Annotated in this window: 18 protein-coding genes and 1 pseudogene; 7 read left to right on the forward strand and 12 right to left on the reverse strand. The window is 63.1% G+C overall.

What is annotated here, in order from left to right:
- Window positions 1–321 precede the first annotated feature (321 nt).
- The 3 genes and pseudogenes from EA473_RS02525 to EA473_RS02535 form a co-directional block, all read right to left on the reverse strand.
- Complete coding sequence (locus tag EA473_RS02525) at window positions 322–1,014, reverse strand: 6-hydroxymethylpterin diphosphokinase MptE-like protein (protein WP_124194104.1); 693 nt, start codon at window positions 1,012–1,014, stop codon at window positions 322–324.
- Window positions 1,015–1,653: 639 nt separating this feature from the next.
- Window positions 1,654–2,523, reverse strand: a pseudogene (gene folP, locus EA473_RS02530) (dihydropteroate synthase); the annotation flags it as partial.
- A gap of 153 nt (window positions 2,524–2,676) precedes the next feature.
- A complete protein-coding gene (locus EA473_RS02535; RefSeq protein ID WP_124194105.1) occupies window positions 2,677–3,933 on the reverse strand; it encodes a Cdc6/Cdc18 family protein in 1,257 nt (418 codons plus the stop codon).
- Between the two features lie 1,186 nt (window positions 3,934–5,119).
- Here EA473_RS02535 and EA473_RS02540 point away from each other — a divergent pair.
- Entirely contained in the window at window positions 5,120–5,884 is a 765-nt protein-coding gene (locus tag EA473_RS02540) for an RNA methyltransferase (RefSeq protein WP_124194106.1), read from the forward strand.
- A gap of 102 nt (window positions 5,885–5,986) precedes the next feature.
- Here EA473_RS02540 and EA473_RS02545 read toward each other — a convergent pair whose 3' ends face one another.
- The 6 genes from EA473_RS02545 to btuC all read right to left on the reverse strand — a co-directional run bounded on the left by EA473_RS02545 (window position 5,987) and on the right by btuC (window position 13,759).
- Window positions 5,987–6,811, reverse strand: coding sequence for a DUF7504 family protein (locus EA473_RS02545; RefSeq protein ID WP_124194107.1), 825 nt, complete (start codon window positions 6,809–6,811; stop codon window positions 5,987–5,989).
- 93 nt (window positions 6,812–6,904) lie between these two features.
- Window positions 6,905–8,164, reverse strand: coding sequence for a HEAT repeat domain-containing protein (locus tag EA473_RS02550; protein WP_124194108.1), 1,260 nt, complete (start codon window positions 8,162–8,164; stop codon window positions 6,905–6,907).
- A gap of 297 nt (window positions 8,165–8,461) precedes the next feature.
- On the reverse strand, window positions 8,462–9,112 hold the full coding sequence (locus tag EA473_RS02555; RefSeq protein WP_243645175.1) for an HTH domain-containing protein: 651 nt from the start codon (window positions 9,110–9,112) through the stop codon (window positions 8,462–8,464).
- 186 nt (window positions 9,113–9,298) lie between these two features.
- Window positions 9,299–11,221 (reverse strand): Glu-tRNA(Gln) amidotransferase subunit GatE, encoded by a 1,923-nt coding sequence (gene gatE, locus EA473_RS02560; protein WP_124194109.1) that lies wholly within the window; start codon window positions 11,219–11,221, stop codon window positions 9,299–9,301.
- Between the two features lie 109 nt (window positions 11,222–11,330).
- Window positions 11,331–12,662 (reverse strand): heme ABC transporter ATP-binding protein, encoded by a 1,332-nt coding sequence (locus EA473_RS02565; protein WP_124194110.1) that lies wholly within the window; start codon window positions 12,660–12,662, stop codon window positions 11,331–11,333.
- Entirely contained in the window at window positions 12,659–13,759 is a 1,101-nt protein-coding gene (gene btuC, locus EA473_RS02570; RefSeq protein ID WP_124194111.1) for a vitamin B12 ABC transporter permease BtuC, read from the reverse strand. The genes EA473_RS02565 and btuC overlap by 4 nt, the downstream gene beginning before the upstream one ends.
- Window positions 13,760–13,818: 59 nt before the next feature.
- Between btuC and EA473_RS02575 the strand changes: the two genes are divergently transcribed.
- The 4 genes from EA473_RS02575 (at window position 13,819) to EA473_RS02590 (ending at window position 16,929) form a co-directional block, all read left to right on the forward strand.
- Window positions 13,819–15,024 carry a PGF-CTERM-anchored ABC transporter substrate-binding protein gene (locus EA473_RS02575; protein ID WP_124194112.1) on the forward strand — a complete coding sequence of 402 codons (1,206 nt, stop codon included), beginning with the start codon at window positions 13,819–13,821 and terminating at the stop codon, window positions 15,022–15,024.
- 124 nt (window positions 15,025–15,148) lie between these two features.
- Window positions 15,149–15,430: a signal recognition particle subunit SRP19 gene (gene srp19 / locus EA473_RS02580; protein ID WP_124194113.1), complete on the forward strand. Its 282-nt coding sequence runs from the start codon at window positions 15,149–15,151 to the stop codon at window positions 15,428–15,430.
- Window positions 15,430–15,690: an H/ACA ribonucleoprotein complex subunit GAR1 gene (locus tag EA473_RS02585; protein ID WP_124194114.1), complete on the forward strand. Its 261-nt coding sequence runs from the start codon at window positions 15,430–15,432 to the stop codon at window positions 15,688–15,690. The genes srp19 and EA473_RS02585 overlap by 1 nt, the downstream gene beginning before the upstream one ends.
- 198 nt (window positions 15,691–15,888) lie before the next feature.
- On the forward strand, window positions 15,889–16,929 hold the full coding sequence (locus tag EA473_RS02590; RefSeq protein WP_124194115.1) for a presenilin family intramembrane aspartyl protease PSH: 1,041 nt from the start codon (window positions 15,889–15,891) through the stop codon (window positions 16,927–16,929).
- Between the two features lie 73 nt (window positions 16,930–17,002).
- On the opposite strand, the gene EA473_RS02595 is transcribed toward EA473_RS02590, so the two are convergent.
- The 3 genes from EA473_RS02595 to EA473_RS02605 all read right to left on the reverse strand — a co-directional run bounded on the left by EA473_RS02595 (window position 17,003) and on the right by EA473_RS02605 (window position 19,880).
- Entirely contained in the window at window positions 17,003–17,707 is a 705-nt protein-coding gene (locus tag EA473_RS02595) for a DUF6517 family protein (RefSeq protein WP_124194116.1), read from the reverse strand.
- 82 nt (window positions 17,708–17,789) lie between these two features.
- Window positions 17,790–19,298 carry a cysteine--tRNA ligase gene (gene cysS / locus EA473_RS02600; RefSeq protein WP_124194117.1) on the reverse strand — a complete coding sequence of 503 codons (1,509 nt, stop codon included), beginning with the start codon at window positions 19,296–19,298 and terminating at the stop codon, window positions 17,790–17,792.
- Between the two features lie 81 nt (window positions 19,299–19,379).
- Window positions 19,380–19,880, reverse strand: coding sequence for a DUF7523 family protein (locus EA473_RS02605; RefSeq protein ID WP_124194118.1), 501 nt, complete (start codon window positions 19,878–19,880; stop codon window positions 19,380–19,382).
- A gap of 102 nt (window positions 19,881–19,982) precedes the next feature.
- Here EA473_RS02605 and EA473_RS02610 point away from each other — a divergent pair, with 102 nt between their 5' ends.
- Both EA473_RS02610 and EA473_RS02615 read left to right on the forward strand, forming a co-directional pair.
- Window positions 19,983–20,234 carry a BolA family protein gene (locus EA473_RS02610; protein WP_124194119.1) on the forward strand — a complete coding sequence of 84 codons (252 nt, stop codon included), beginning with the start codon at window positions 19,983–19,985 and terminating at the stop codon, window positions 20,232–20,234.
- A gap of 120 nt (window positions 20,235–20,354) precedes the next feature.
- Entirely contained in the window at window positions 20,355–20,816 is a 462-nt protein-coding gene (locus EA473_RS02615; RefSeq protein WP_124194120.1) for a PH domain-containing protein, read from the forward strand.

Raw genomic sequence — 20,816 nt, forward strand, 5'->3', positions numbered from 1 at the left:
CGCCGAAGTGCGTTACGTTGTACCAAACGCTGTAAATGAGTTATTTCGACGCGTTTCGGACGTCAGTATTCTCGAGAAGAATGTCTATTATTCGTGTTATTCACGGTAGCACGACAATAACGAACTACGATATCGAAAACGGTTGGATCATGAGTAGTCAACGACGTTCGAGCCAGAAATCGCAATCGACGATGCGACGAGCGGTCAAATCGGTTCTCTTTCGAACCGACGACTCGACGACGGTCGAGGAGTGTCGTCGGTGCGGAAAGACGATCGAAAGCACGCAGAGTGAGTGTCCCCTCTGTGAGTGCGAGGATATCGTTACGTATCGAATACGGTAGCGATATCGTCGCGTCTTCCGTCGAGAATCTCGAAGCGTTCGTCCCGCCGCCGCTCGAGTACGTACAGCAACCGCTTTGCCCACTCCAGCTTCCGGGCTTTCCTCGGACCGACGGTCGGATCTTCGAAGTCCCAGCCCGCGAATACGATCCGGTCTGCACCCAAGTAGTCGGCGAGAAACGCGGCCCTGTCGCCGTCGGTGAAGCCGCCGAAATTCCGGACCGGTCCCCGGGGTTTCGCCTGCGTGGTCGGGAGAACGTATTCGCCGTTACACTCGGGAACGACGCGGCGAACCCAGGGAATGTTGTCGCCGTGTGCGTGTATCGCGACCGGGACGCCGCGTTCGGTGAGTCGGCGTACCGTCTCCGGGTTCTTGTCGAGGTCCGTCACCATACAGTTGGCGTCGATACCGCGGCGTTCCAGATCGTCCGTGGCGGTCGATGCGGTGAAGACGACGTCGGCATCGCGGGCCCGATCGAGTTCCACCGCTTCTCCGAGTGACGGGCCTGCGCCGACGACGGCGACCGTTTTCTCTTTTACGCTCGAGAGGGTGTCGAGGTCGAACGGCTCGGTCAACGATGCGAGCAAATCCCGGGCTCGTTCGTCTTCCGCCCGGTCGAACCCGAAGTCGTCGACGATCGCCTCGTACAGCGGCTCCCACTCCTCGAACTCCATTACGATCGAACACTCGTGCTCGAGCCGTGAGTGTGTTCCTATCCCGGACGGAATCTAGCGATCCCGCCACTACGGGAACGTCGGTGCCGATATCGCCACTACGGGGACGTCGGTCCGACGATCGACAGACGAGCTGCACCGCTCACAGCGTACACTGTCGGCACTTGTCGACGTAACACCACAATAATTCCGTGTTGTGGGCCGGGAATTGCCTCCAAAGTACCCCTACCCGGGAGGCCGCCCGGCGTCCACTCCCTCATTTCGAAGCCTCCGCCATAAGCTTTCTCTTACTGCAGCAAGTTGTCGAGTTCGTCCTCGAGCGATCCGATCGGGCTAAATCACGGCAATAGTCGAGGTATCGAACAACTGCACCGACTGACACCCTCATCGGTGATCAGCCCGGCGGTCAGGCGTGAACTGATACGAATTACTGTACCGATGTCCCGGCGTACCTGCCGTCCGGGTCGCGGGTACGACGGCAATGACGTGCAGTAAACCGTCTGACATGAGTTACCGTGTACCGTCTGATGTGACGTGCAGTAAACCGTCTGACGTGCTGTGGCTCCCATATCGTTCGGACCTGAACGTGGGTCCTACCGGAGGCGGTCGATCACATCACGACGATTGAGATTCTCGGTACGCGCTCGAGCGGTCGGAAAAGGCCCACCCGATACGTGCCGCGTCACGCGTTTCGGCGACGTCGTGCGTTCGAACGACGTCCGCCCCCCGCTCGACGGCCAGCGAGGTAGCCGCGAGACTCGCGGGAAGTCGCTCGTCCGTCTCGCGATCGACGATTTCACCGAGGAAGTTCTTCCGGTTGATCGAAACGAGCATCGGTTGCTCGAGCGTCCGGAACTCGGAGAGTCGGCGGAACGTTTCGCGGTCGTCCTCGAGTGTCTGCGCGTCGCTCCACCGGCCGAAGGCGGGGTCGACGATCGTCTGGTCCGTGATACCGTTCTGTTTCAACGCTTCGAGGACTTGATCGACGTAATCCGCACTCTCCGCCCACTCGGGAGTGTTTCTCGCCGCCCAGTCAGTCTCCTCGACCGCCCCGGGCCGCTCGAGGTCGGGTGGACTCGCCATCTTCACCACGGCGGCGTCGTACTCGGCACAGACGGTCGGCATCTCCGGGTCTGCGAACCCACAGATGTCGTTGACCATGTCGAACCCCCGTGAGAGGGCCTCCTCGGCTACTTCCGCATACCGGGTTTCGATCGAGAAAATCGTATCAGCCGACACGCTCTCGATCGTTTCGAGAGCGATCCCGAGTCGTTCGAGTTCCTCGTCGGCCGAACAGACGTCGAACCGTTTATTTGCGGACTCGAGGCCGATGTCGACGATGTCCGCACCTTCGGCGATCAACTCCTCGTCGACGTATCGAGCTGCTTCGGCTGGGTCGTCGTAGACGCTCGGGTCGTACGGTGACTCCTCGCTAACGTTCAACACGCCCATGATCCGGGGCGGGTACTCGTCTCCGATACCGAGCCCCGCTGCATCGACGCTGTTCATAGGGCCGATTGGAGGAGAACGGTGATAGGGGAACCGATTGCGGTGAACGACGACAGCACCGGCTCCAGTGGATGCCCCAATACGAAATAAGCCCTCAGTGGATGCCCCAATACGAAATAAGCCCTCAGTGGATGCCCCCACCCGAAAAGTCCCTTACCCGAGTTTCGTTCGATCCTCGGTCTCCTCGGCGTCCTCGAGGACGGCGAGACGCGAGTCTCGAAGCAGGACTTTCTTGACGATCGACGGGTTCTCGAGCAAGCGATGTTTCGCGTGCGCGCCGCGTCCGCGACCCCGTCCTTCCCGCTCGGACTGAATAACGTTGAGGAAGTTCTGTTCCTGGAGTATCTCCTGGACGCGTCGTTCCGAAAGAACGTCGAAATCGAGTCGGCGAGCGATCTCTTTGTACTGGTTGTAGATGATCTTCGTCGGAAACTCCTTCTGGCTGCTGTTTTCGGTAAGCAGTGTCAGCGAGTAGAGGATCGCCTTCGCCTGTTGGGGAGAACCCTCGATCAGTTCGTTGAACCTATCGGCTTCGGTCTTCTCTTTGGCGTCTCGGACGTGCTCTGCCGTTACACGGGTATCCGTTCGCTTTTTCGCGATCCGTCCCGCGTTGCGGAGGATATCGATCGCTTTCCGCGCGTCGCCGTGTTCCTGTGCGGCGAGTGCAGCAGTCAGCGGGATTACGTCGTCCGAGAGAACCCCATCGTGAAACGCGTCCCGACGCTTCTCGAGAATTTCGACGAGTTGATTGGCATCGTACGGCGAAAAGACGAGTTCGTCGCGCGAGAGACTCGACTTGACCCGTTCGGAGAGGTGATCTGGAAAGTCGATCTTGTTCGAGATTCCGATGATGCCGATGCTCGAGTTCGAAATCCGTCGGTTCTCCCCCGCCCGAGAGAGTTTCCGGAGGACTTCGTCGTCCTCGAGCATATCGATTTCGTCAAGGATAACGATCGTGACGTCGGTACAGCGGTCGACGGCCTGCCAGAGCCGTTTGTAGTAGTCGCCGGTGCCGAGTCCTCGGTCGGGAACGGAGACCCCGCTTTCCGTCGAGTCGTTGACGATCTGGGCGATCGTCTTGATGATCGACGCCTCCGTGTTCTGCTCGCCACAGTCGATGAAGGCGTACTTTACCGTGACGTCGTCGCGTTGAGCCTCGGAAATCACTCGCTTGGTGACCGACCGCGAGATGAGTGATTTGCCGGTCCCCGTCTTGCCGAAGATAAACAGGTGGTTGGGCTCGCTCCCGAAGATAGCCGGGTTCATGGCGTCCGCGACTCGTTGCATCTGCTCGTCGCGTCCGACGATTCGGTCGGGACCGGGCAGGTGCGTGATCTCGAGCAATCGCTCGTCTGCAAACACCGGATCGTCGTACCGAAAGAGGGGATCACGTTCGTCGTTGGCGGACATTCCAGTGTCCCACGTCTTTCAACCGGACTGGTATAAAGGTATAGGGTTCGATCGCGGATGTAAATTCCACTGGTGAGCAGCTAAACCCACTGTTTTGGTCATATCGGTGGAGTGAGTGTCGAATCGCCCACATCGCGCTTGTGACCACGGGTTTGGGGACCGATCGATGGAACCGCTCGTGCTGATGTTGTGCATCGTCGACGCACGAGCACGACCGTCCGGTCGTCCCACCTGCAATCCGGTACGAGCAGACAGCGCCGGTCGTTACAGCGGTAGCGAGGCGAAATCCCTCCCCTTCACAGTAGTTGCTGATTCGATCAGGAAAGTCAGTGAGGATTGAAGTCTCGTATCAGCAACTACTGTTTAGGGGTGGGAGGAGGTCAATATCGGTCGAAACGCATCCCACGCTGACACCCCCCTCGCGTATGTAATACAAAACCGTACGCAGGCTATCTCTACGGTATGCGCGATATTTCCACAGTGCGCGGGCTATCTTCACCAGCGACGATAGGTCGGCCATTTTTCTCCAACCGCTTCCGGAGCGGAGTGTGTGTCAGAGAGCCACGGACGAAAACAGACGGGAGTGGCTCGCTCGAGCGATCGGTAGTCCCACGCTCTGGTTTGCACACCGAACGTGGTGATTGGCATCCGAAATGGTGATTGTCCCAATGTGGGCGTGGGCGTAGCGACCGTCGATGGCTACTATCAGTACGGATGCTGACCGTCGATGGCTACTATCAGTACGGATGCTCGAGGGGACACACCCCCCTCGCGGATGTAACGTCGAATCCGTGGGGTGGGGCCGAACAGACCAGCAATAGAGGTCAAGTGGCGAACTATTTCGAGCGTATTTACATCCGCGATGGTGGTGTGTTGCGAAACAGTACTACCGTACGAAACACCGTTACAAACGCGAGGTAGGTGTGTCCCCTCGAGGCGAGTTCGCCAACAGCTTGTACGACGGACGGCGGCCGGTTGGTACGGTAGTCAGTGACGAACCGATAGCAACGGCCCGATGATACCGTCATTCTAGATTTCTTACTAGATACCTAGTCGAGTCAGAGACAGAGAGAGGACAGACGAAGAAACACCAACACGCTCACGAACTCGACGCGTACCGGCTTCGACGTCCGCTCGATCGGAAAACCGAAACCGGTAACCGATTCTCGGTCCGATTTCGAACCGAATGTGCGAGCAGTCGCCCGCCGCCGATCCGTCAGCGCAATCCGCAGCTCCAGCCGTTGCAGTCGTCGACGCTCACTCGCCGGGTAACGTCGGGACGATCGCGCGAGCGATGAAGAACTTCGGATTCGAAACCCTCCTGCTGGTCGACCCACCCGACCTCGATCCCGACGGCGAGGCGTACGGGTTCGCCGGTCACGCTCGAGAGGACGTGTTGCCGAACGCGACGGAGATCACCTTCGACCACCTCGTCGAGACCTATCACACGATCGGCTGTACGGCAGTCACGAACGAAGACGATCGCAGTCACGTCCGGTTTCCGTTCTCGACCCCCGCCGACCTCGCCGACCGGCTTCCGACCGTCGAGGCTCGAACGGCGCTCGTCTTCGGCCGCGAGCGCGTCGGTCTCACGAACGACGAACTGGCCCGAATCGACGAGATCTGTTCGATTCCGGCGAGTTCGGAGTATCCGGTTCTCAATCTGGGACAGGCAGCCACGGTTACGCTGTACGAACTCCGCACGCTCGCTTTGGGTGACGCCACTCAGCTTCCCGACGTCGAACGAGTCCGTGCATCACCATCGAGTGAACGACGACTCTACGGCCAGTGGGAGACACTGCTCGAGGAACTCAACCACCCGGAGGAAAAACGGGAGAAAACGATGCGAATGATCCGACGCGTCTACGGCCGGGCTGATCTGACCGAACGCGAAGCGAACACGTTCATCGGACTCCTGCGGCGAGCGGCCGAGCGGCCGGACCTCGAGTGAAACGGGCTGCAATGAGTCGTGTGTGAATGCGGTGATAGGCGGCAAAAAACCCAACTCGAGCGAGGTCCGCGTTGGACTATCGAGGGCACGAACAGATTGCGACTATCCTTCCAGGACGAGACGTTCGTCGGTCGCCGTGATCGTGAGATCGAACAGTTCGCCGATCAAATTGATCGTCGGTTTCGATCGTGCCTCTGGATTACAGTAGTAGTGTGAAAGCGCGTTCGCGCTCTCGATCCGCGAGTTCAACAGGTGGATGAACCGAAACACTCGCTCTAGCTCGAACGTATCGATGATTTCCGAGAGAACGTCGAATTCGACGGAGACGTCCACGTCCGGTCCGTTGTGCTCTGCGATTACGCGCGAAATCGTCTCGCCGAGACCCGCAAGACCCAGTCCCTTGTCCAGTTGGACCACCTCGAGAGGTATTCCGGAGACGTCGAGATCGTCGAGATTCGCCAGGGGATCCCCACTCGTCGTCACGACGATCGTACGTTTCGGCCACTCCTGGAGGCGTCGGTTCAGGAGGTGCAACCGTTTCGAGACGTTCATCGTGACCAGTATTGCGACGTCGTCTGGAGAGAGAAAATGTGCTCGAGCGGTGTCCGCGCCCGTACTCTCCGGAGCTGAGAGTACCAGCACGTTACCGGTTCCACCGATCTCGTCCGAGACACGAGCACCCGTCTTCGTGGCCTGCTTTGCGTGACCGAAGAGATGGCTCCTGAACGTCTGGAGGGCCGTCGCTTTGTCGTGATCGATCCCCGTCGAATCGCAGTACGGACAGCTCCAGCTCACCTGGAATCCTTCCTTCGAGAGACGCTGGCGATGGTGGTCGAGCAGGTGATCTTGGACCGTATCGCGTATTTCGCCGCTGTTCGCTGACCAGACGGCGAACTCACACTGTCGACATCGCCAGTTGTAGACCATACGACCTGACACTCACTCGTTCGTAAACGACGATATATATTGTGGGCGACCTGTCTCCTGACTGGTGCCGACTCGAGGGGTCTCGGCCGGGAATTACCCGTCTCCGGAGTTCGACGCTTCCTCGCGTTTTTTCTCCGTGTAATCGGCCGGATCGCTGACGTACGTAAACTCGACGGAGTTCGTCACGACCTCGCGGGACGGAGTCGCTTTGATCCGCTCGAGAACGAATTCGGCCCGCCGCTTCGTCGGCGACGAACTCGACTCGTTCCGTATCAGCCGACGCAATCGAGCCTCGAGCGACGGCTCGCCGAACTGAGCGAGTGCGGACATCGCGAACTTGGCGGTTATTTCGTCCGGGTCCTCGAGCGTGCGGAGCAGACACTCCTGTACGTCGTCACGGGTTTCGGCGTCGGCGACTCGTCCAAGCAACCACGTCCCGTTTCGCCGGACGTACTGGGGCGGATTACCGCTCAGGATCGTAATCAGTTGGGTCACGAGCGGTGCCGTATCGGTCTCCGTGAGTTCGGCCGAAACCGCTTCACGGATCTCGTGACTCCGGTCGGACGGGGCGTTTGCGAACAACTCCAGAAGCGACCGCGTCGCCGTTCGCCGGACCAGTTCGGAGCCATCCTCGAGGGAGTCGACCAGAACTGGAACCGGCTCCATACTGCCGAACCTGCCGAGTTCTCCGACTGCGATCACGCGAACCGATTCGCTGTCGGACCGGGCGGCCGGGAGCAACGCCTCGAGCGCCGCTTCCGTTCCGATCTTCGCAAGTGCGGCTGCCGCCGCCCGCCGAACCTGATCGTTTCTATCCTCGAGTCGATCCGCGAGTACCTCGACGCTGCGGGAGGACCCGATCGCTCCACACGAGCGGACGGCGCGAGTCCGAACGCGGACGTCCGGATCCGTACAGACGTCGTGTAGGGCCGAAAGCGCGCGTTCGTCGCCGATTCGACCGACTGCGGCCGAAGCGAGCAGTCGAAATTCGGCGTGGTCGGCCTCGAGCCACTCGGTGGGCCGATCGATACCCGTCCAGTCCGGCGCGTCGTCGATACCGGCCGCGGTGAGTTCGCCGATCAGGCGGTCGAGACTGTCCTCGTCACGAAGGTAAATCGCGTCAATCGCGGCCGCGCGGACCGAATCGTTCTCGTCGCGTCTGGCCGTGCGAACGAGCGCTTCGACGACGCGCTCTCGAGCCTCGTCGTTCTGGCTAGATGCGAGACTCCCGAGAATCTCGGCTGCGCGATATCGGATGAGCGGTTTTTCCGACTGCGTCAGGTACTCGAGTAGTGCTAGCTCTTCGGAGTTGCGTGCGAGTTCGTACAGAAACGTCGGTTCATCCTCTGGCATTCGAGCGATCATCGGCCCGCGGGCCGTTCTCCTTCAACTCCGATGGGAGTGCGACGATTTCCCCCCGCCGCCGACTCCACATCTCGTGAAGGTCTTTCACACACAAGGTACGTGTTCGTTCACATAACAGTTTGGATTCGAAACATGGGCCGCCAGCAGAGTCCGTCACGGAGCGGTTCCGTTCCGAGATGAATCAGCCGCTCCCTGCCGTGGCCGCTCCCTCGAGTCCTTCGACCTCCTCGAGGGTGTTGTCCCCCCTTAGAAGAGGTAGCCACCGCTTCAGAGATGTTGCCCCTCTTAGAGGGCGTTTCCAACCTCCTCGAGAGCGCCGTCGCCCGACCCTTTCCCGGACGGCTCCGAGCGAACGTACTCACCTGAGCTGGTCGACGTGCCGACCCAGTCACAGTCCGAACAGGCGAACAGACCCTGTCCGTCGGTCAACTCGCCACCGCAGTCCGGACACGCGTCGTCGACCGATTCCGTCCGCGTGGGCGGAGGCGATCCAAGTGGCGTCAACCCCCCACCTGTTCGCACGTTCGCGATGGCCTCGTCTGTCGTGTACGTCTCCTCACCTTCGGAGTGGGGAAAGACGCCGACGAACTCGTCGTCTGCGTACACCTCGAGACAGAGAAGCGGCGTCACGAGCAACTCCTTCGTCTCGCCGGTCACCGGTGACGTACTCGTGCGCTCTCGAAACGGTGGTCGGACGCTCACTCCGCGGCGGTCGGCCCACCGCTTGACCCGGTCGAACGTCTCGAGGACCTCCTGGTGTGGACTCTCAGTCGACCGGCGGACCTCTTTGGGCCAGCTGCGAATCAACAGGTCGTCGATCGCTCCGTCCGATTCACAGGCCTGGAGGGTTTCGATCTGCCTGTCGACCGGCTCGAGAAGCAACGGTGCGCGGACGTGACACACGACGGTCGCTGGCGGGCGTTCCCCTTGGCTCATCGTTTCACCTCGCACAGAGGACCCACGCCCCTCCTAATAACTGTTGTCCGACGTGGCAACCGGACCGACAGTCGGGACGAGCACGCTCGTAACGGACGAAAAGACCACGCCCTCGAGCGTCAGCACCGAGCGTGCCGGTCGATGATTCGCGACCGAGGAGTTCGAAACTGGGACGACGCTATCGGATCAGGCGCGTTTCTGGATCTCCTCGCGCAGGAGTTGGCTAACGAGGTCGCCGTCGGCCTTTCCGCGAAGCGCACCCATACACTCGCCCATCAGCGCCGAGAACGCACCCATTCCTTCCGACTCGACCTGTTCTTCGTTTTGCTCGACGACGTCGACGACCGCCTCCCTGACGTCACTTTCGTCGGCCGAGCCGAGTCCGGCCGCCTCCGCGGCTTCCTCGGCGGTTCTGTCCGGATTCTCCGCGAGCGCCGCCAGGAGATCCGGAATTCCCTCTCGAGCGAGGTCCCCGCTTTCGGCCATCGCGAACGTCTCGCGGAGGTTCGTCTCGGTCAGGTTCTCGACGGGAACGTCGTCGCGTCGGAGTTCGGTCAGCGTCGACTCGAGGGTCGTCGCGGCCAGCGTCGGATCGACGCCGTCGGATCCGTCCGACGAACCTCCGCTCGCGTCGCTCGCGGAGACGCCGTCCGCGACGACCTCCTCGAAGAGGGGCATCCGCCGGCCGTAGGCGACCTGATTCGCCAGGCCTTCGTCCAGACCGTACTCCGCCTGGTAGCGGTCGACTTTCTCGGTCAGCAGTTCGGGTTCGGGGACGTCGGCCGGATCCGGTTCGACGGGCGGCACGTCGGTTTCGGGGTACATCCGCGCCGCACCGGGAAGCGGACGCAGGTAGCGGGTCGTCCCGTCGTCGTTTGCACCGCGTGTCTCCTCGGGGACACCCTCGAGCGCTGTCTCGGCGCGTTCGGCGGCGGCTTCGATCGCACCTGCCGCGACGTCGTCTCCGGCGGCGACGATGGCGACGGCGTCGTCGGGACCGGCTCCGACGGCGTCCCGGAGCGCGGAGACTTCCTCGTCCGTGATGCCGTAGGCCGGGAGTTCGTCCGTGTGGAAGATGCCACCTGCGCCGTGGCGCTTCGCGTGATCCGAAAGTTCGGTTCCGAGCCGGCGATCCGGCGAAATCTCGCGGCCGACCAGTCCATCGAAGCCGTACAGGGCCACCGCCATCACCGATCCGCCGTCGTTCAGCGCACCCGCGACGACGCCGCTTTCGGTCCCTTCGAAGACGTTGGTGACGTCGCGAACGTCGCCGATCGACGCCCCACGCTCTTCGAGTTCGGCGGCGATCTCGACCAGTTCGGCCTGTCGACCGACCTCGTTGCGGACGATGTCGTCGATGTCGTCGAGGCTCTGGACGCCTTTGATCTCGACGCGCGCGCCGTCGGCGATCGAGACGTTGACGTCCTGTCGGATCGTTCCGAGTCCGCGTTTGACCTTCCCCGTCGAGCGCAACAGCATCCCGATCCGTTCGGCGGCCTCGAGCGCCTGTTCGGGCGAGGCGATGTCGGGGCTCGTGCCGATTTCGACCAGCGGAATACCGAGCCGATCGAGGCTGTACCGGACGCCGTCGTCGGTCTCCTCGACCCGCTGGGCGCTTTCTTCCTCGAGCAGCAGGTCCTCGACGCCGACCGGCCCGTCGCTCGTCTCGATCTCGCCGTCGGTGGCGATCAGCGTCGAGCGCTGGAAGCCGGTCGTGTTCGAGCCGTCGACGACGATCTTGCGCATGACGTGGGCCTGGTCGACCGGCTTCATGTCCATGAGCTGGGCGACCTCGAGGGTCGTCTCGAGCGCTTCGGCGTCGAGTTCGTGGGGCGGCTCGTCGTCCTCTTCGACGAGACAGGTCGTGTCGTAGGCGAGGTACTCGAACTCGCGGTCGACCTTGCTCTCTTCGACGGCGGCAGCGTCGAGTTCGCCCAGTTCGCTCCGCGTGGGGTGGAGATAGCGGGTAAACGTTCGCGTCGCGGCGTCGGGCTCGCGAAGGTCGGTCGGACACTGACAGAACAGCTTCGTCGCCGTGTCGAGTTGCTGGTGAATCTCGAGGCCGGCGACGAGTCCGAGTTCGTCGTACTCGTACTCGGTTTCGCTCATTGTCGGCCACTCGGAGGCGGAGGGGTAAAAAACCGTCCAGTTGCGATTTCGCTCAGTTCACCGCTCGATTGCGACCCGGCGTCTCCCTCGAGACTCCCGGTGAGAACGCCTACTCGAGTTCCGCGTCGATCGCCTCGAGGAGCCCGTCCATCGGTGTCTTTCGGGCCCGTTCGCCCCATCCACCTCCCAGCCGGTCGCTCGCTCCGTTCTCGTCGGTCCGGCTCCCGCCCGACTCGGGTTCGACGACGACCAGCGACGACGCCGACTCGAGGGACTCGAGGTCGTCCGGACCGACGGCCGGCAGAGCGGATCCGACGACCACGGTGACGTCCGCGTTTCGGATCCGGGCGTCGACGGCGGCCCGCACGTCCGACGAGATCGGTTCGAACGGCTCGACAGCAAGGTAGTCCACCTCGAGACGTCGGGCCGCTTCTTCGGCGACCCCGCCCGCGGGAACCGGTCCGACCGAGACGTCGACGCCGGCGCGCTCGAGTCGTTCGAGGACTCCGGCTGCCGCCGTTCCCGACCCGATCACGTGAACCGGGAACGCTGCAAAGCGGTCGCCCCCGTCGGCCCGTCCCGATCCGATTTCGCTGTCAGCGCCGGCGAACGGCGTCCGATCGGAGAGCGCAGTCACCGTGGGGGTTCCCGTGACCGGATTCGGCGTGACCGCCGCGTTCGCCTCGAACGTCTCGGCTATGGTTTCCCGGGTCAACACCGATTGCGGTGGGCCGTCGCTGTGGACCGTTCCGTCGGCGAGCAGAACGAGCCGATCGCAGTACCGGGCCGCCAGATCGAGGTCGTGGATGGCCGCGACCACCGTCCGTCCGTCGTCGACGAGTTCCCGGACGAGTTCGAGGGTTTCGATCTGGTGGTTGATGTCGAGACTCGCCGTCGGCTCGTCGAGCAAGAGGACCGGCGTCGCCTGCGCGACGGCGCGAGCGAGGACGACCCGCTGGCGCTGTCCGCCGCTCACCTCGTCGATTGGGCGGTCGGCGAGATCCGTGGTTCTCGTCCGCTCGAGCGCGCGCTCGACCGCGTCGCGGTCGTCGACCGTCGGCGACGAGAACCGCGACCGGTGGGGGTGACGCCCCATCTCGACCACGTCGCGGACGGGAAACGAAAACGACAGCGAGGTGTCCTGGGGAACGACGGCGACGAACCGACTCGACGCACGCGAGGAGACGTCGTGGACGTCTGTCCCGCCGATTTCGATCGTCCCCGAACTGGGTTCGAACGCGCCGCTTATCGAACGCAACAGCGTCGTCTTACCCGCACCGTTGGGGCCGACGAGCCCGACGAACTCGCCGGGGGAGACGGTCAACGAGACGTCCTCGAGGACCCGAAGATCGCCGAACGAAAGCGAGACGTCCCTGACGGCGATCGTCGCGGGGTCCGGACGGGACCGGGCGGTCGGCTCGTCGGCTGACCCGTCGCTCATACCGAATGCACCTCCCGGCGGACGAGCAAAAAGAGGAAAAACGGAGCCCCGAGCGCCGCCGTGACGATGCCGACCGGCACTTCGGCGGGACCGGCTCGAGCGAGCGTATCAGTCGCCACCAGAAACGACGCTCCAGCGAGTGCGCTCGTCGGGAGCAAGATCCGGTGGTCCGGCCCGACGATCAGCCGCATGATGTGTGGGACGACGAGGCCGACGAATCCGATGACGCCCGCGACGGCGACCCCGGCGGCGGTCACGAGACTCGAGAGGGCGAGCAAGAGGAGTTTGGTTCGCTCGACGTCGACGCCGAGGTGGTGAGCGTCCTCCTCTCCCAGCAGGAGGACGTTCAGGTCGCGGGCGTACGTAAACAGAACGAGGACACCGATCAGTGCGACGGGCAGGGCGAACTGGACGTCGCCCCAGGTGCTGTTGTGGAGGTGGCCCATCATCCAGATGACCGCCTGTCTGAGGTCGTCGCCGCTGTGAACGAGCATGTACGAGATCATCGCACCGAGGAAGGCCTGGATGGCGACGCCGGCCAGCAACAGCGTCGCGACCGGCGTCCGTCCCCCTTCGGTCGCGATCGCGTAGACGAGAAACGCCGTCACGAGCGCGCCCGCAAACGCCGAGAGATGAAGACTTCCGAACGGAACGAGCGCGGGGAACGCGATCGCGGCGACCGCACCCGCGGCCGCCCCGGAGGAGACGCCGATGATCGAGGGATCGGCGAGCGGGTTTCGAAAGAACCCCTGCATCACCGTTCCCGCAGCGGCGAGCGCGAACCCGACGACCGCCGCGAGAACGATCCGCGGCAGTCGAATACCCGAGACGATCGTCTGGTGGGTGTCCGGAACGTCGAACCCGAACACGGGTGCGTACCCGAGGCCGGGAACCGGAACGTGCCGATCGACGAGGGGAACGGCTCTCGCGTTCCCGGTGACGATCTCGGTCGGGATCACAACGGCGTTGAGAATCGCTTTCGCGACCGTCACCGGATCGATCCTGACCGGACCGAGCGCCGCGCTGACGACGGTAACGACGGCGAGGACGACGAGGAGACCGGCCGTCCACGAGAGCGTCCGGGCCGGGCGCATCATGGTAACAACCTCGATTGCAGCAGCCAAATATTTGTTGAAGTAGGTGCTCGTACGCACCGATGAGACACTCACGGACGATACTGCTGACGGTCGCACTCGTGATCGGATCGATCGCCTTCGCGTCTGGCGGCGTCGTCGGAGCCGGTTCGTCGTCGTCCGCGGCGACGGCGACGCAAGCGATCGACGCCGACTGCGAGTATCCGATCGAGCGAACTGACGCCCGCGGAGAGACGATCACGATAGATGACGAACCCGAGGAGGTCGTCACGCTCTATCCAGGCGATGCACAACTCGCCTATCAGATCGGCGCCGAAGACCGCGTCGTCGGAATGCCCGTCGGACCCTACACCGACTCGCTCGAGGCGGGCGATCGAACCGACATCACCGAAGACGACGGCGTCACGCCGGTCGCAGAGGAGATCGTCGCACTCGATCCCGACGTCGTCCTCGCGGCGAACGTCGCGCTCGCAGAGGAAGATCTGATCGACCAACTCGAGGACGCCGGAATCACTGTCTACGTCCTCGACACTGCGACGTCGATCGACGACGTGCGCGAGAACGTCGAGGCGACGGGCGAACTCACCGGCGAGTGCGCAGGTGCGGAGGAAACGGTGTCGTGGATGGACGACCGTCTCGAACTGATCGAGGGCGCACTCGAGGACGAGGACGAGCCACTGGCGCTCTACGCGATGGGAGAGGATGGAACGACGCCCGGCACCGCCACGTTCCAACACGAGGTGTTGACGACCGCGGGCCTCGAGAACGTGGCCGAACGCGCCGGCATCGAGGGGTGGCAGGAGATCAGTGCGGAAGTCGTCGTCGAAGAGGATCCGGAGTGGATCGTCTACCCTGACTGGGCGGACGAACCGCCCGTTGCCGAAAGCGTCGAGGAGACGACCGCGTTCCAGGAGGACAACGTCGTCGCGGTCGACGACAACGCGATGAGCCAGCCGGCACCAGGCGTCGTAGACGTGATCTTCCACCTCGTCGAGACGGTCCACCCCGACGTCTACGCTGACATCGAGGCGGACGTCGAAGCCGTCGACGAAGCGCACGGACTCGAGGGTGGGGACGGAACAGACGAGAGCGAAGACGACGCGGCAGACGGAACTGACGAGATGGAAGCGACGATGGACTCGGATGACGAGTCCGACGCGGCGACTGCGGACGGCGCGGACGACGGCGCGTCTCCGATCCCCGGGTTCGGTGCGGTCGGTGCGATCGTCGCTCTCCTGACCGTCGGTGTGATGAGCCGATTGCGCTGACGACGGACGATTATCGCCACGCCGATCACACCCCGATTGTGGGGGCGACCGAACGACTCGAGTCGGCCTCGCCGGACGTCTCGTTTTGAAAAGGGTTTACTCGTCGGCCTGTCGAGGTGAACGCATGGTCGAGAACGTCATCTGGCCCGCGTATATCGACGTGGAGTGTTCGCGGGCCGACGGTCGGCGCGTATCGGAGGATCTCGCGGTCGAGGAACCGACGGTCGACGAGATCGCCAAGGCGGTCCAGCAGATCGGGTACGACGCCACGATCGAACGGGAGAAGGCGTACTCGAGGGAACCGTGGGCCGATAGGGGACGCGTCGTCGTCCGCGGTGCGGACGACTCCTCGAAGAACGACCTCGTCCAGGCCGTCGCGGCGTACGTCGCGGCGATGCGGGACTGATGCACCGAGTCGGATCGGTCGTCCGCACGGCACAGGGACTCGCGATCCTCCGGACGGACGACGACGTCGACGAACCCGGCGACGATCGACGAGAGGCACACCGGGACGAGATCGGAACGGTCGTCGTCGACGATTCCCTCGAGGAGGTCGGCCGCGTCGTCGACGTGTTCGGTCCCGTGGGTCAGCCGTACCTCGCGGTGACCCCGGACGACGGCGTTCACCTGCCCTCACTGGTCGGATCGACGCTGTACGCGAGGTAAGACTCGAGCACCGTCGAACCGGGCGAAACTTTCGAATCGGACGAGTATCCTCGGACCGAGCGGGCACCCTCGGACCGACCGAAACTTTCGAACCGGACGCACCCTCGGACCGACCCCGGCAAGTCGAAGACGGTGCCGCCTCGAGACGGCCGGCGGCGAGAAGAAAACACCCATAGGATCGGAGTTCGAACGGCGGGCATGAACGATCGGACGCGGGTTTTCGTGGCCGTCGGGGTGACCGTGTTGCTCTTTCTCGGCGTGCAGATCGGTGCGCTTGCACTGATCGAGCCGTTCCACGAATCCGAACGACAGGCGGTCGAGAACCCGGAGGATCCGACGAATAGCTTCATCTACTTCGGAATTATTCTGGTCGCGACCGCCCTCATGCTCGCGGCATTTAAATACGACCTCCAGTGGCTCATCCGGGGGCTCATCGTCTCCATTAGCGTCATGCTCGCCTGGTTCGTCTTCACCGAGTTCGTTCCGCCCGTGGTCACCGCGGGTCCGGCGAACGTCCCCGCCGTTCTGGCGGCACTCGCGGTTGGGGTTGCACTGCTCGCGTACCCTGAGTGGTACGTGATCGACGCCGCGGGGGTGTTGATGGGGGCCGGAGCGGCCGCCCTGTTCGGCATCAGCTTCGGGCTCCTCCCTGCGATCCTTTTGCTCGCGGTACTCGCGATCTACGACGCGATCAGCGTCTACGGCACCGAACACATGCTCGACCTCGCCGAAGGCGTGATGGACCTCAAGATACCGGTCATCCTCATCGTCCCGATGTCGCTTTCGTACTCTTACCTCTCGGACGGGGGCACCGACGACGCTGTCGACGGTTCCGGAGACGTCACCGGCGAAGCGGCACCCGAGACGGGAACGCCGAACGGTGGAACGGAACTCGAGACCGACGACGGCGGTCGAGAGACGGGTGACTCCGACGAGCGCGAGTTCGACCGCGACGCGCTGTTTATCGGACTGGGCGACGCCGTCATTCCGACGATTCTCGTCGTGAGCGCGGCCTACTTCGTCGACGCCGGCACGCTCGAGGTGCCGGGGATCGCGCTCAACGTGCCGGCTCTCGGCGCGCTGGTTGGAACGCTCGTCGGACTGGTCGTCCTCATGTACATGGTGATAAAGGGTCGGGCTCACGCCGGGTTGCCGCTGCTCAACGGTGGCGCGATCGGCGGCTACCTGATCGGTGCGCTCGCGAGCGGGCTGTCGATTCTCACTGCACTCGGCCTGTAGCCCCCACTCACGTTCGACGATAGTCGGACTCGGGACATCCCGAACCACGAGACGGTATCGGACTCGAGCGTCTCTACCCGTCCGGATCGGGTTCGGCGTCGTCCGTCAATTCGATCAGCACGTCCTCGCCGTGCTCGACCCCGTCGATCAACGCATCGATCCGCCGGGCTTCCGCCTCCGCTTCGATGCCACCGGCGTCCGGATACGCGCCAGCGATCACGAGGTGATCGCCGTCGTGATCGCGCTGGGCGACGTCGAGGAATACGTCGACTCCGTCGACCCCGAAAACCGTCGCATCCCCTTCGAACGTGTCGACCGAGACGGATTCGCCGAGCATCTCGACGGGTCGTTGTCCCGACGTATCGTCCTCGAGAGAGATCTCCTCGTACTGATCCTGGGCGTGATCGGCGATTTCGGCGTGGGACATCTCCGCGACCGGATTGAACGTCTCACCTCCGACAGTGATCTGGGGAGTGGATACGATCCCGAACACGCCCGCTTCCGTCTCGCCGTCGACGACGTCAAGCGGAATCTCGATCGACCGGCTGTACGTACTGGCGTAGTTCGTCGTCTCGACGGATCTGCCGGCAACGTCGTGTTCGTGAACGATCTCCTCCGTTCCCTGATACTCGTATTCGGCTTCAGTCACCGAGTCGTCGGAGACGATCGCTGGCGCGGCCGAAAACGACGTGGCGTCGTCGAGTATCTGGTCGAGACAGCCTGCCGTTGCACCCACACAACACGTCGCAACCGTGGCAACGAACAGCCGCCGATCCATACGCCGTCGACCACACTCCGGCGCATAAGTCCAGTGCCTACATTCGCGTTCTGATGGACGCCTCGACGATCAGTGCCTCGAGTTATTCCCCGGAGGGGAGACGGTACGTCGCTCCTTCGTCAGTGTCTTGCACTTCGATCCCGAGGGCCTCGAGTTCGTCGCGTAATTCGTCTGCACGCTCGTAGTTTTCGTCCTCCCGTTCTCGGTCCCGGACGTCGAGGACGAGTTCGACCACGTCCCCTGCGAGATCCGCGGTTCCGGTCGTCTCTCCGACGAACGACAGTCCCAGTACGTCCCCGAGTTCCTCGAGTGCTTCGATCGCCCGGTGGAGTCCGCGGTAGTCGTACTCCCCCTCGCTGTCGTCGTCGGCCGATCCAACGTGCCGGTTGATCGCCGTCGCGATCGAAAGCAGTGCAGACTGGGCTTCCCGCGTGTTGAAGTCGTCGTTCATCGCCGCCGTAAACTCCTCGCGAGCGTCAGAAACCGCCGATCGGAGATCGTCGTCTTCGACTTTGGTCCGCGCGTCGGGTGAGTCGACCGCTTCCACCGCCGAGCGGTGCGCTCGCTCGAGCCGGTCCCAGCGCTCTTCGGCCTCGTCGATCGTCTCGTCGGAGTAGAGCTGTTTGCTGTTGTACGATCCCGCCGTCAGGAACGTTCGGAGGACGTTCGTCCCCCAGCGCTCGACTGCGTCTTCGACGGTGACGAAGTTCCCCAGACTCGAAGACATCTTCTCGTCGTCCATCTGAAACAGTTCGCAGTGAAGCCAGTAGTTCGCGAATACCTGGCCGGTCGCGGCTTCGGACTGGGCGATCTCGTTTTCGTGGTGGGGGAAGACGAGATCCCGTCCGCCGACGTGAACGTCGAGCGTTTCGCCGAGGTGGGTCATGCTCATCGCCGAACACTCGATGTGCCAGCCCGGTCGGCCTTCACCCCAGGGGGAGTCCCAGGTTTCGGCTTTCGTGTGGGCACAGCCGAGGTCGACGCCGTCGTGACGGTGCTCGAGGACGGCGTTTTCGTCGACGCCGCCTGCCTTCCAGAGCGCGAAGTCCGCGGGATTGCGTTTCTCCGAGCGCTCGTCGGGATCGCCCTGAGACTCGATCTCCTCGAGTTCCTGATTCGAGAGTTTGCCGTACTCCTCGAAACTCGTTACGTCGAAGTAGACGGATCCGTTGGATTCGTACGCGTAGCCCCGGTCGACGAGCGTTTCGACGAGGTCGATAATCTCGGGGACGTGTTCGGAGACGCGTGGATACACCTCTGCCCGGTGGAGATTGAGCGATCGCATGTCCGCGAGCGTGCGTTCGATGTACGTCTCCGCGACTTCCTGTTCGTCCTCCCCGAGGTCGTCTTCCCCGACGCGGGCGACGATCTTCTCGTTGATATCCGTGAAGTTCTCGACGTGACGAACGTCGTAGCCGAGGTGCTCGAGCCACCGGTGCATGACGTCGACGTGGACCCACGAACGGGCGTGGCCGAGGTGAGGCGGATCGGATACCGTCAGTCCACAGTAGTACAGAAGGACGTTCTCCGGATCCTGTGGCTCGAACGGCTCCGTCTCGCCCGTCAACGTGTTCGTCACGTGCAGGGTCATTACCACGTTCTACCGGCGGCCCGTAGTTAAACGCTATCAACTTTGCTCTCGCATTCACGGTCGAAATCCGTCGACTCGCACTCACTCGGGACCGATCCGGGGTGCGTTCTCGAGGCCTTTCTCGACTGAACGGACGGCGTTTGCGCCATCGAGACGGTCGACGACGACGACCAGACTATCCTCGCCGACGGCCGCCGCCACCGGATCGATGTCCTCGAGGGCGAGTCGACCCAGTACCACGGTGAGCGCCCCGGCGTCGACGTCCCCGGTCGCGACGATCGCGGTCTGTTCGCCGCCGCCGGGGCCCAGTGCGGTGCCGGCGACCGAGACGAACGCCGTCCCGTCGCTCGGGTCGACGGGACCGATTCCGCTCTCCATGCGCACCCGTACGTCGCGAGGATTCGTTTCGTAGGCAGGCAGTTCGTCGGCGTAGCGCCGAAGCGCTGTCGCGATCGCGTCCGTCTCCCCGTCCACCTCGAGAAATCGGGCGGCGGCGGTGTAGTTGACCACGCCCGCCCGAAGGGCCGCAACGAGAAACGGGTGCTCGTCGGCGGCCCGGCGCGTCTTTGCTGCCAGTGACATGTTCTCGTAGGTGTGCTACGGGAGTATAAGCGCGACGCCCGTTCACCGACCGGCCTCCGGCGGACCGCGGCGTTTTTGCCGCGAGCGCCCGTTCGGTCCAGTATGAAACCCGACGACGTCGAACGGCTCATCGAATCGGAACTCGAGGACGCCGACGTAACTGTCACGCACGCACGCGACGAGCAGGACGACGACCACCTCGCGGCGACGGTCGTCTCCCCGGCGTTCGAGGACCTTCCACTGGTACAGCAACACCAGACGGTGTACGACGCGCTGGACGGTCACATGACGACAGACATTCACGCTCTCGAACTGTCGACGTACGCGCCCGAGGAGTACGAGGGCCACGACTAACGCGTGTCGAGCACCCGCTCACCCCGTCGGACCGAACCGACGCTTCGAGACGGCTTTCGAACCGTCTCACGCGAAGAACGGAACCGCAGGTTTATCCTGCGGTGCTGATAGGATACTCGTATGGAATCGCTACATCCGCGGATCCGGCTGCTCTGGATCGGACAGGGGGTGATCACTGCGGCCGTTCTCGGTGCGATCGTCGTGGCCGTCGATCGATTGCTCCTCGACGTTCCGACGACACTCCAGTGGGGTGTGATCGCTGCCGTGATCGTGATCGGACTCGTCTACGCGATTCGACTCTATCAGGTCTGGCAGTTCGAAATTGAGCCAGATGCGCTCTACCTAGAACGCGGCGTGATCACGTTCGTCGAGACGGCGGTTCCGTTCGTCCGGGTCCAGCACGTCGATACCCAGTTCGGCCCGATCGAGCGAGCGCTCGGCCTCTCGAGCGTAGTCGTCTACACGGCGGGATCGCGAAACGCGGACGTCAGAATCCCCGGATTGACGCCGGATCGTGCACGGGAACTCCAGGATACGCTCCGGGAACTCGCCGTCGAGAGCGAGGCCGACGACGCCGTCTGA

Source organism: Natrarchaeobius chitinivorans, assembly GCF_003841505.1.
Taxonomy (GTDB): Archaea; Halobacteriota; Halobacteria; order Halobacteriales; family Natrialbaceae; genus Natrarchaeobius; species Natrarchaeobius chitinivorans.

What these genes read in the sequence shown, in the direction of transcription:
- EA473_RS02525 (WP_124194104.1), bottom strand. Translation starts at nt 1,014, where the DNA reads ATGGAGTTCGAGGAGTGGGAGCCGCTGTACGAGGCGATCGTCGACGAC.
- EA473_RS02535 (WP_124194105.1), bottom strand. Translation starts at nt 3,933, where the DNA reads ATGTCCGCCAACGACGAACGTGATCCCCTCTTTCGGTACGACGATCCG.
- EA473_RS02540 (WP_124194106.1), top strand. Translation starts at nt 5,120, where the DNA reads ATGTGCGAGCAGTCGCCCGCCGCCGATCCGTCAGCGCAATCCGCAGCT.
- EA473_RS02545 (WP_124194107.1), bottom strand. Translation starts at nt 6,811, where the DNA reads ATGGTCTACAACTGGCGATGTCGACAGTGTGAGTTCGCCGTCTGGTCA.
- EA473_RS02550 (WP_124194108.1), bottom strand. Translation starts at nt 8,164, where the DNA reads ATGCCAGAGGATGAACCGACGTTTCTGTACGAACTCGCACGCAACTCC.
- EA473_RS02555 (WP_243645175.1), bottom strand. Translation starts at nt 9,112, where the DNA reads ATGAGCCAAGGGGAACGCCCGCCAGCGACCGTCGTGTGTCACGTCCGC.
- gatE (WP_124194109.1), bottom strand. Translation starts at nt 11,221, where the DNA reads ATGAGCGAAACCGAGTACGAGTACGACGAACTCGGACTCGTCGCCGGC.
- EA473_RS02565 (WP_124194110.1), bottom strand. Translation starts at nt 12,662, where the DNA reads ATGAGCGACGGGTCAGCCGACGAGCCGACCGCCCGGTCCCGTCCGGAC.
- btuC (WP_124194111.1), bottom strand. Translation starts at nt 13,759, where the DNA reads ATGATGCGCCCGGCCCGGACGCTCTCGTGGACGGCCGGTCTCCTCGTC.
- EA473_RS02575 (WP_124194112.1), top strand. Translation starts at nt 13,819, where the DNA reads ATGAGACACTCACGGACGATACTGCTGACGGTCGCACTCGTGATCGGA.
- srp19 (WP_124194113.1), top strand. Translation starts at nt 15,149, where the DNA reads ATGGTCGAGAACGTCATCTGGCCCGCGTATATCGACGTGGAGTGTTCG.
- EA473_RS02585 (WP_124194114.1), top strand. Translation starts at nt 15,430, where the DNA reads ATGCACCGAGTCGGATCGGTCGTCCGCACGGCACAGGGACTCGCGATC.
- EA473_RS02590 (WP_124194115.1), top strand. Translation starts at nt 15,889, where the DNA reads ATGAACGATCGGACGCGGGTTTTCGTGGCCGTCGGGGTGACCGTGTTG.
- EA473_RS02595 (WP_124194116.1), bottom strand. Translation starts at nt 17,707, where the DNA reads ATGGATCGGCGGCTGTTCGTTGCCACGGTTGCGACGTGTTGTGTGGGT.
- cysS (WP_124194117.1), bottom strand. Translation starts at nt 19,298, where the DNA reads ATGACCCTGCACGTGACGAACACGTTGACGGGCGAGACGGAGCCGTTC.
- EA473_RS02605 (WP_124194118.1), bottom strand. Translation starts at nt 19,880, where the DNA reads ATGTCACTGGCAGCAAAGACGCGCCGGGCCGCCGACGAGCACCCGTTT.
- EA473_RS02610 (WP_124194119.1), top strand. Translation starts at nt 19,983, where the DNA reads ATGAAACCCGACGACGTCGAACGGCTCATCGAATCGGAACTCGAGGAC.
- EA473_RS02615 (WP_124194120.1), top strand. Translation starts at nt 20,355, where the DNA reads ATGGAATCGCTACATCCGCGGATCCGGCTGCTCTGGATCGGACAGGGG.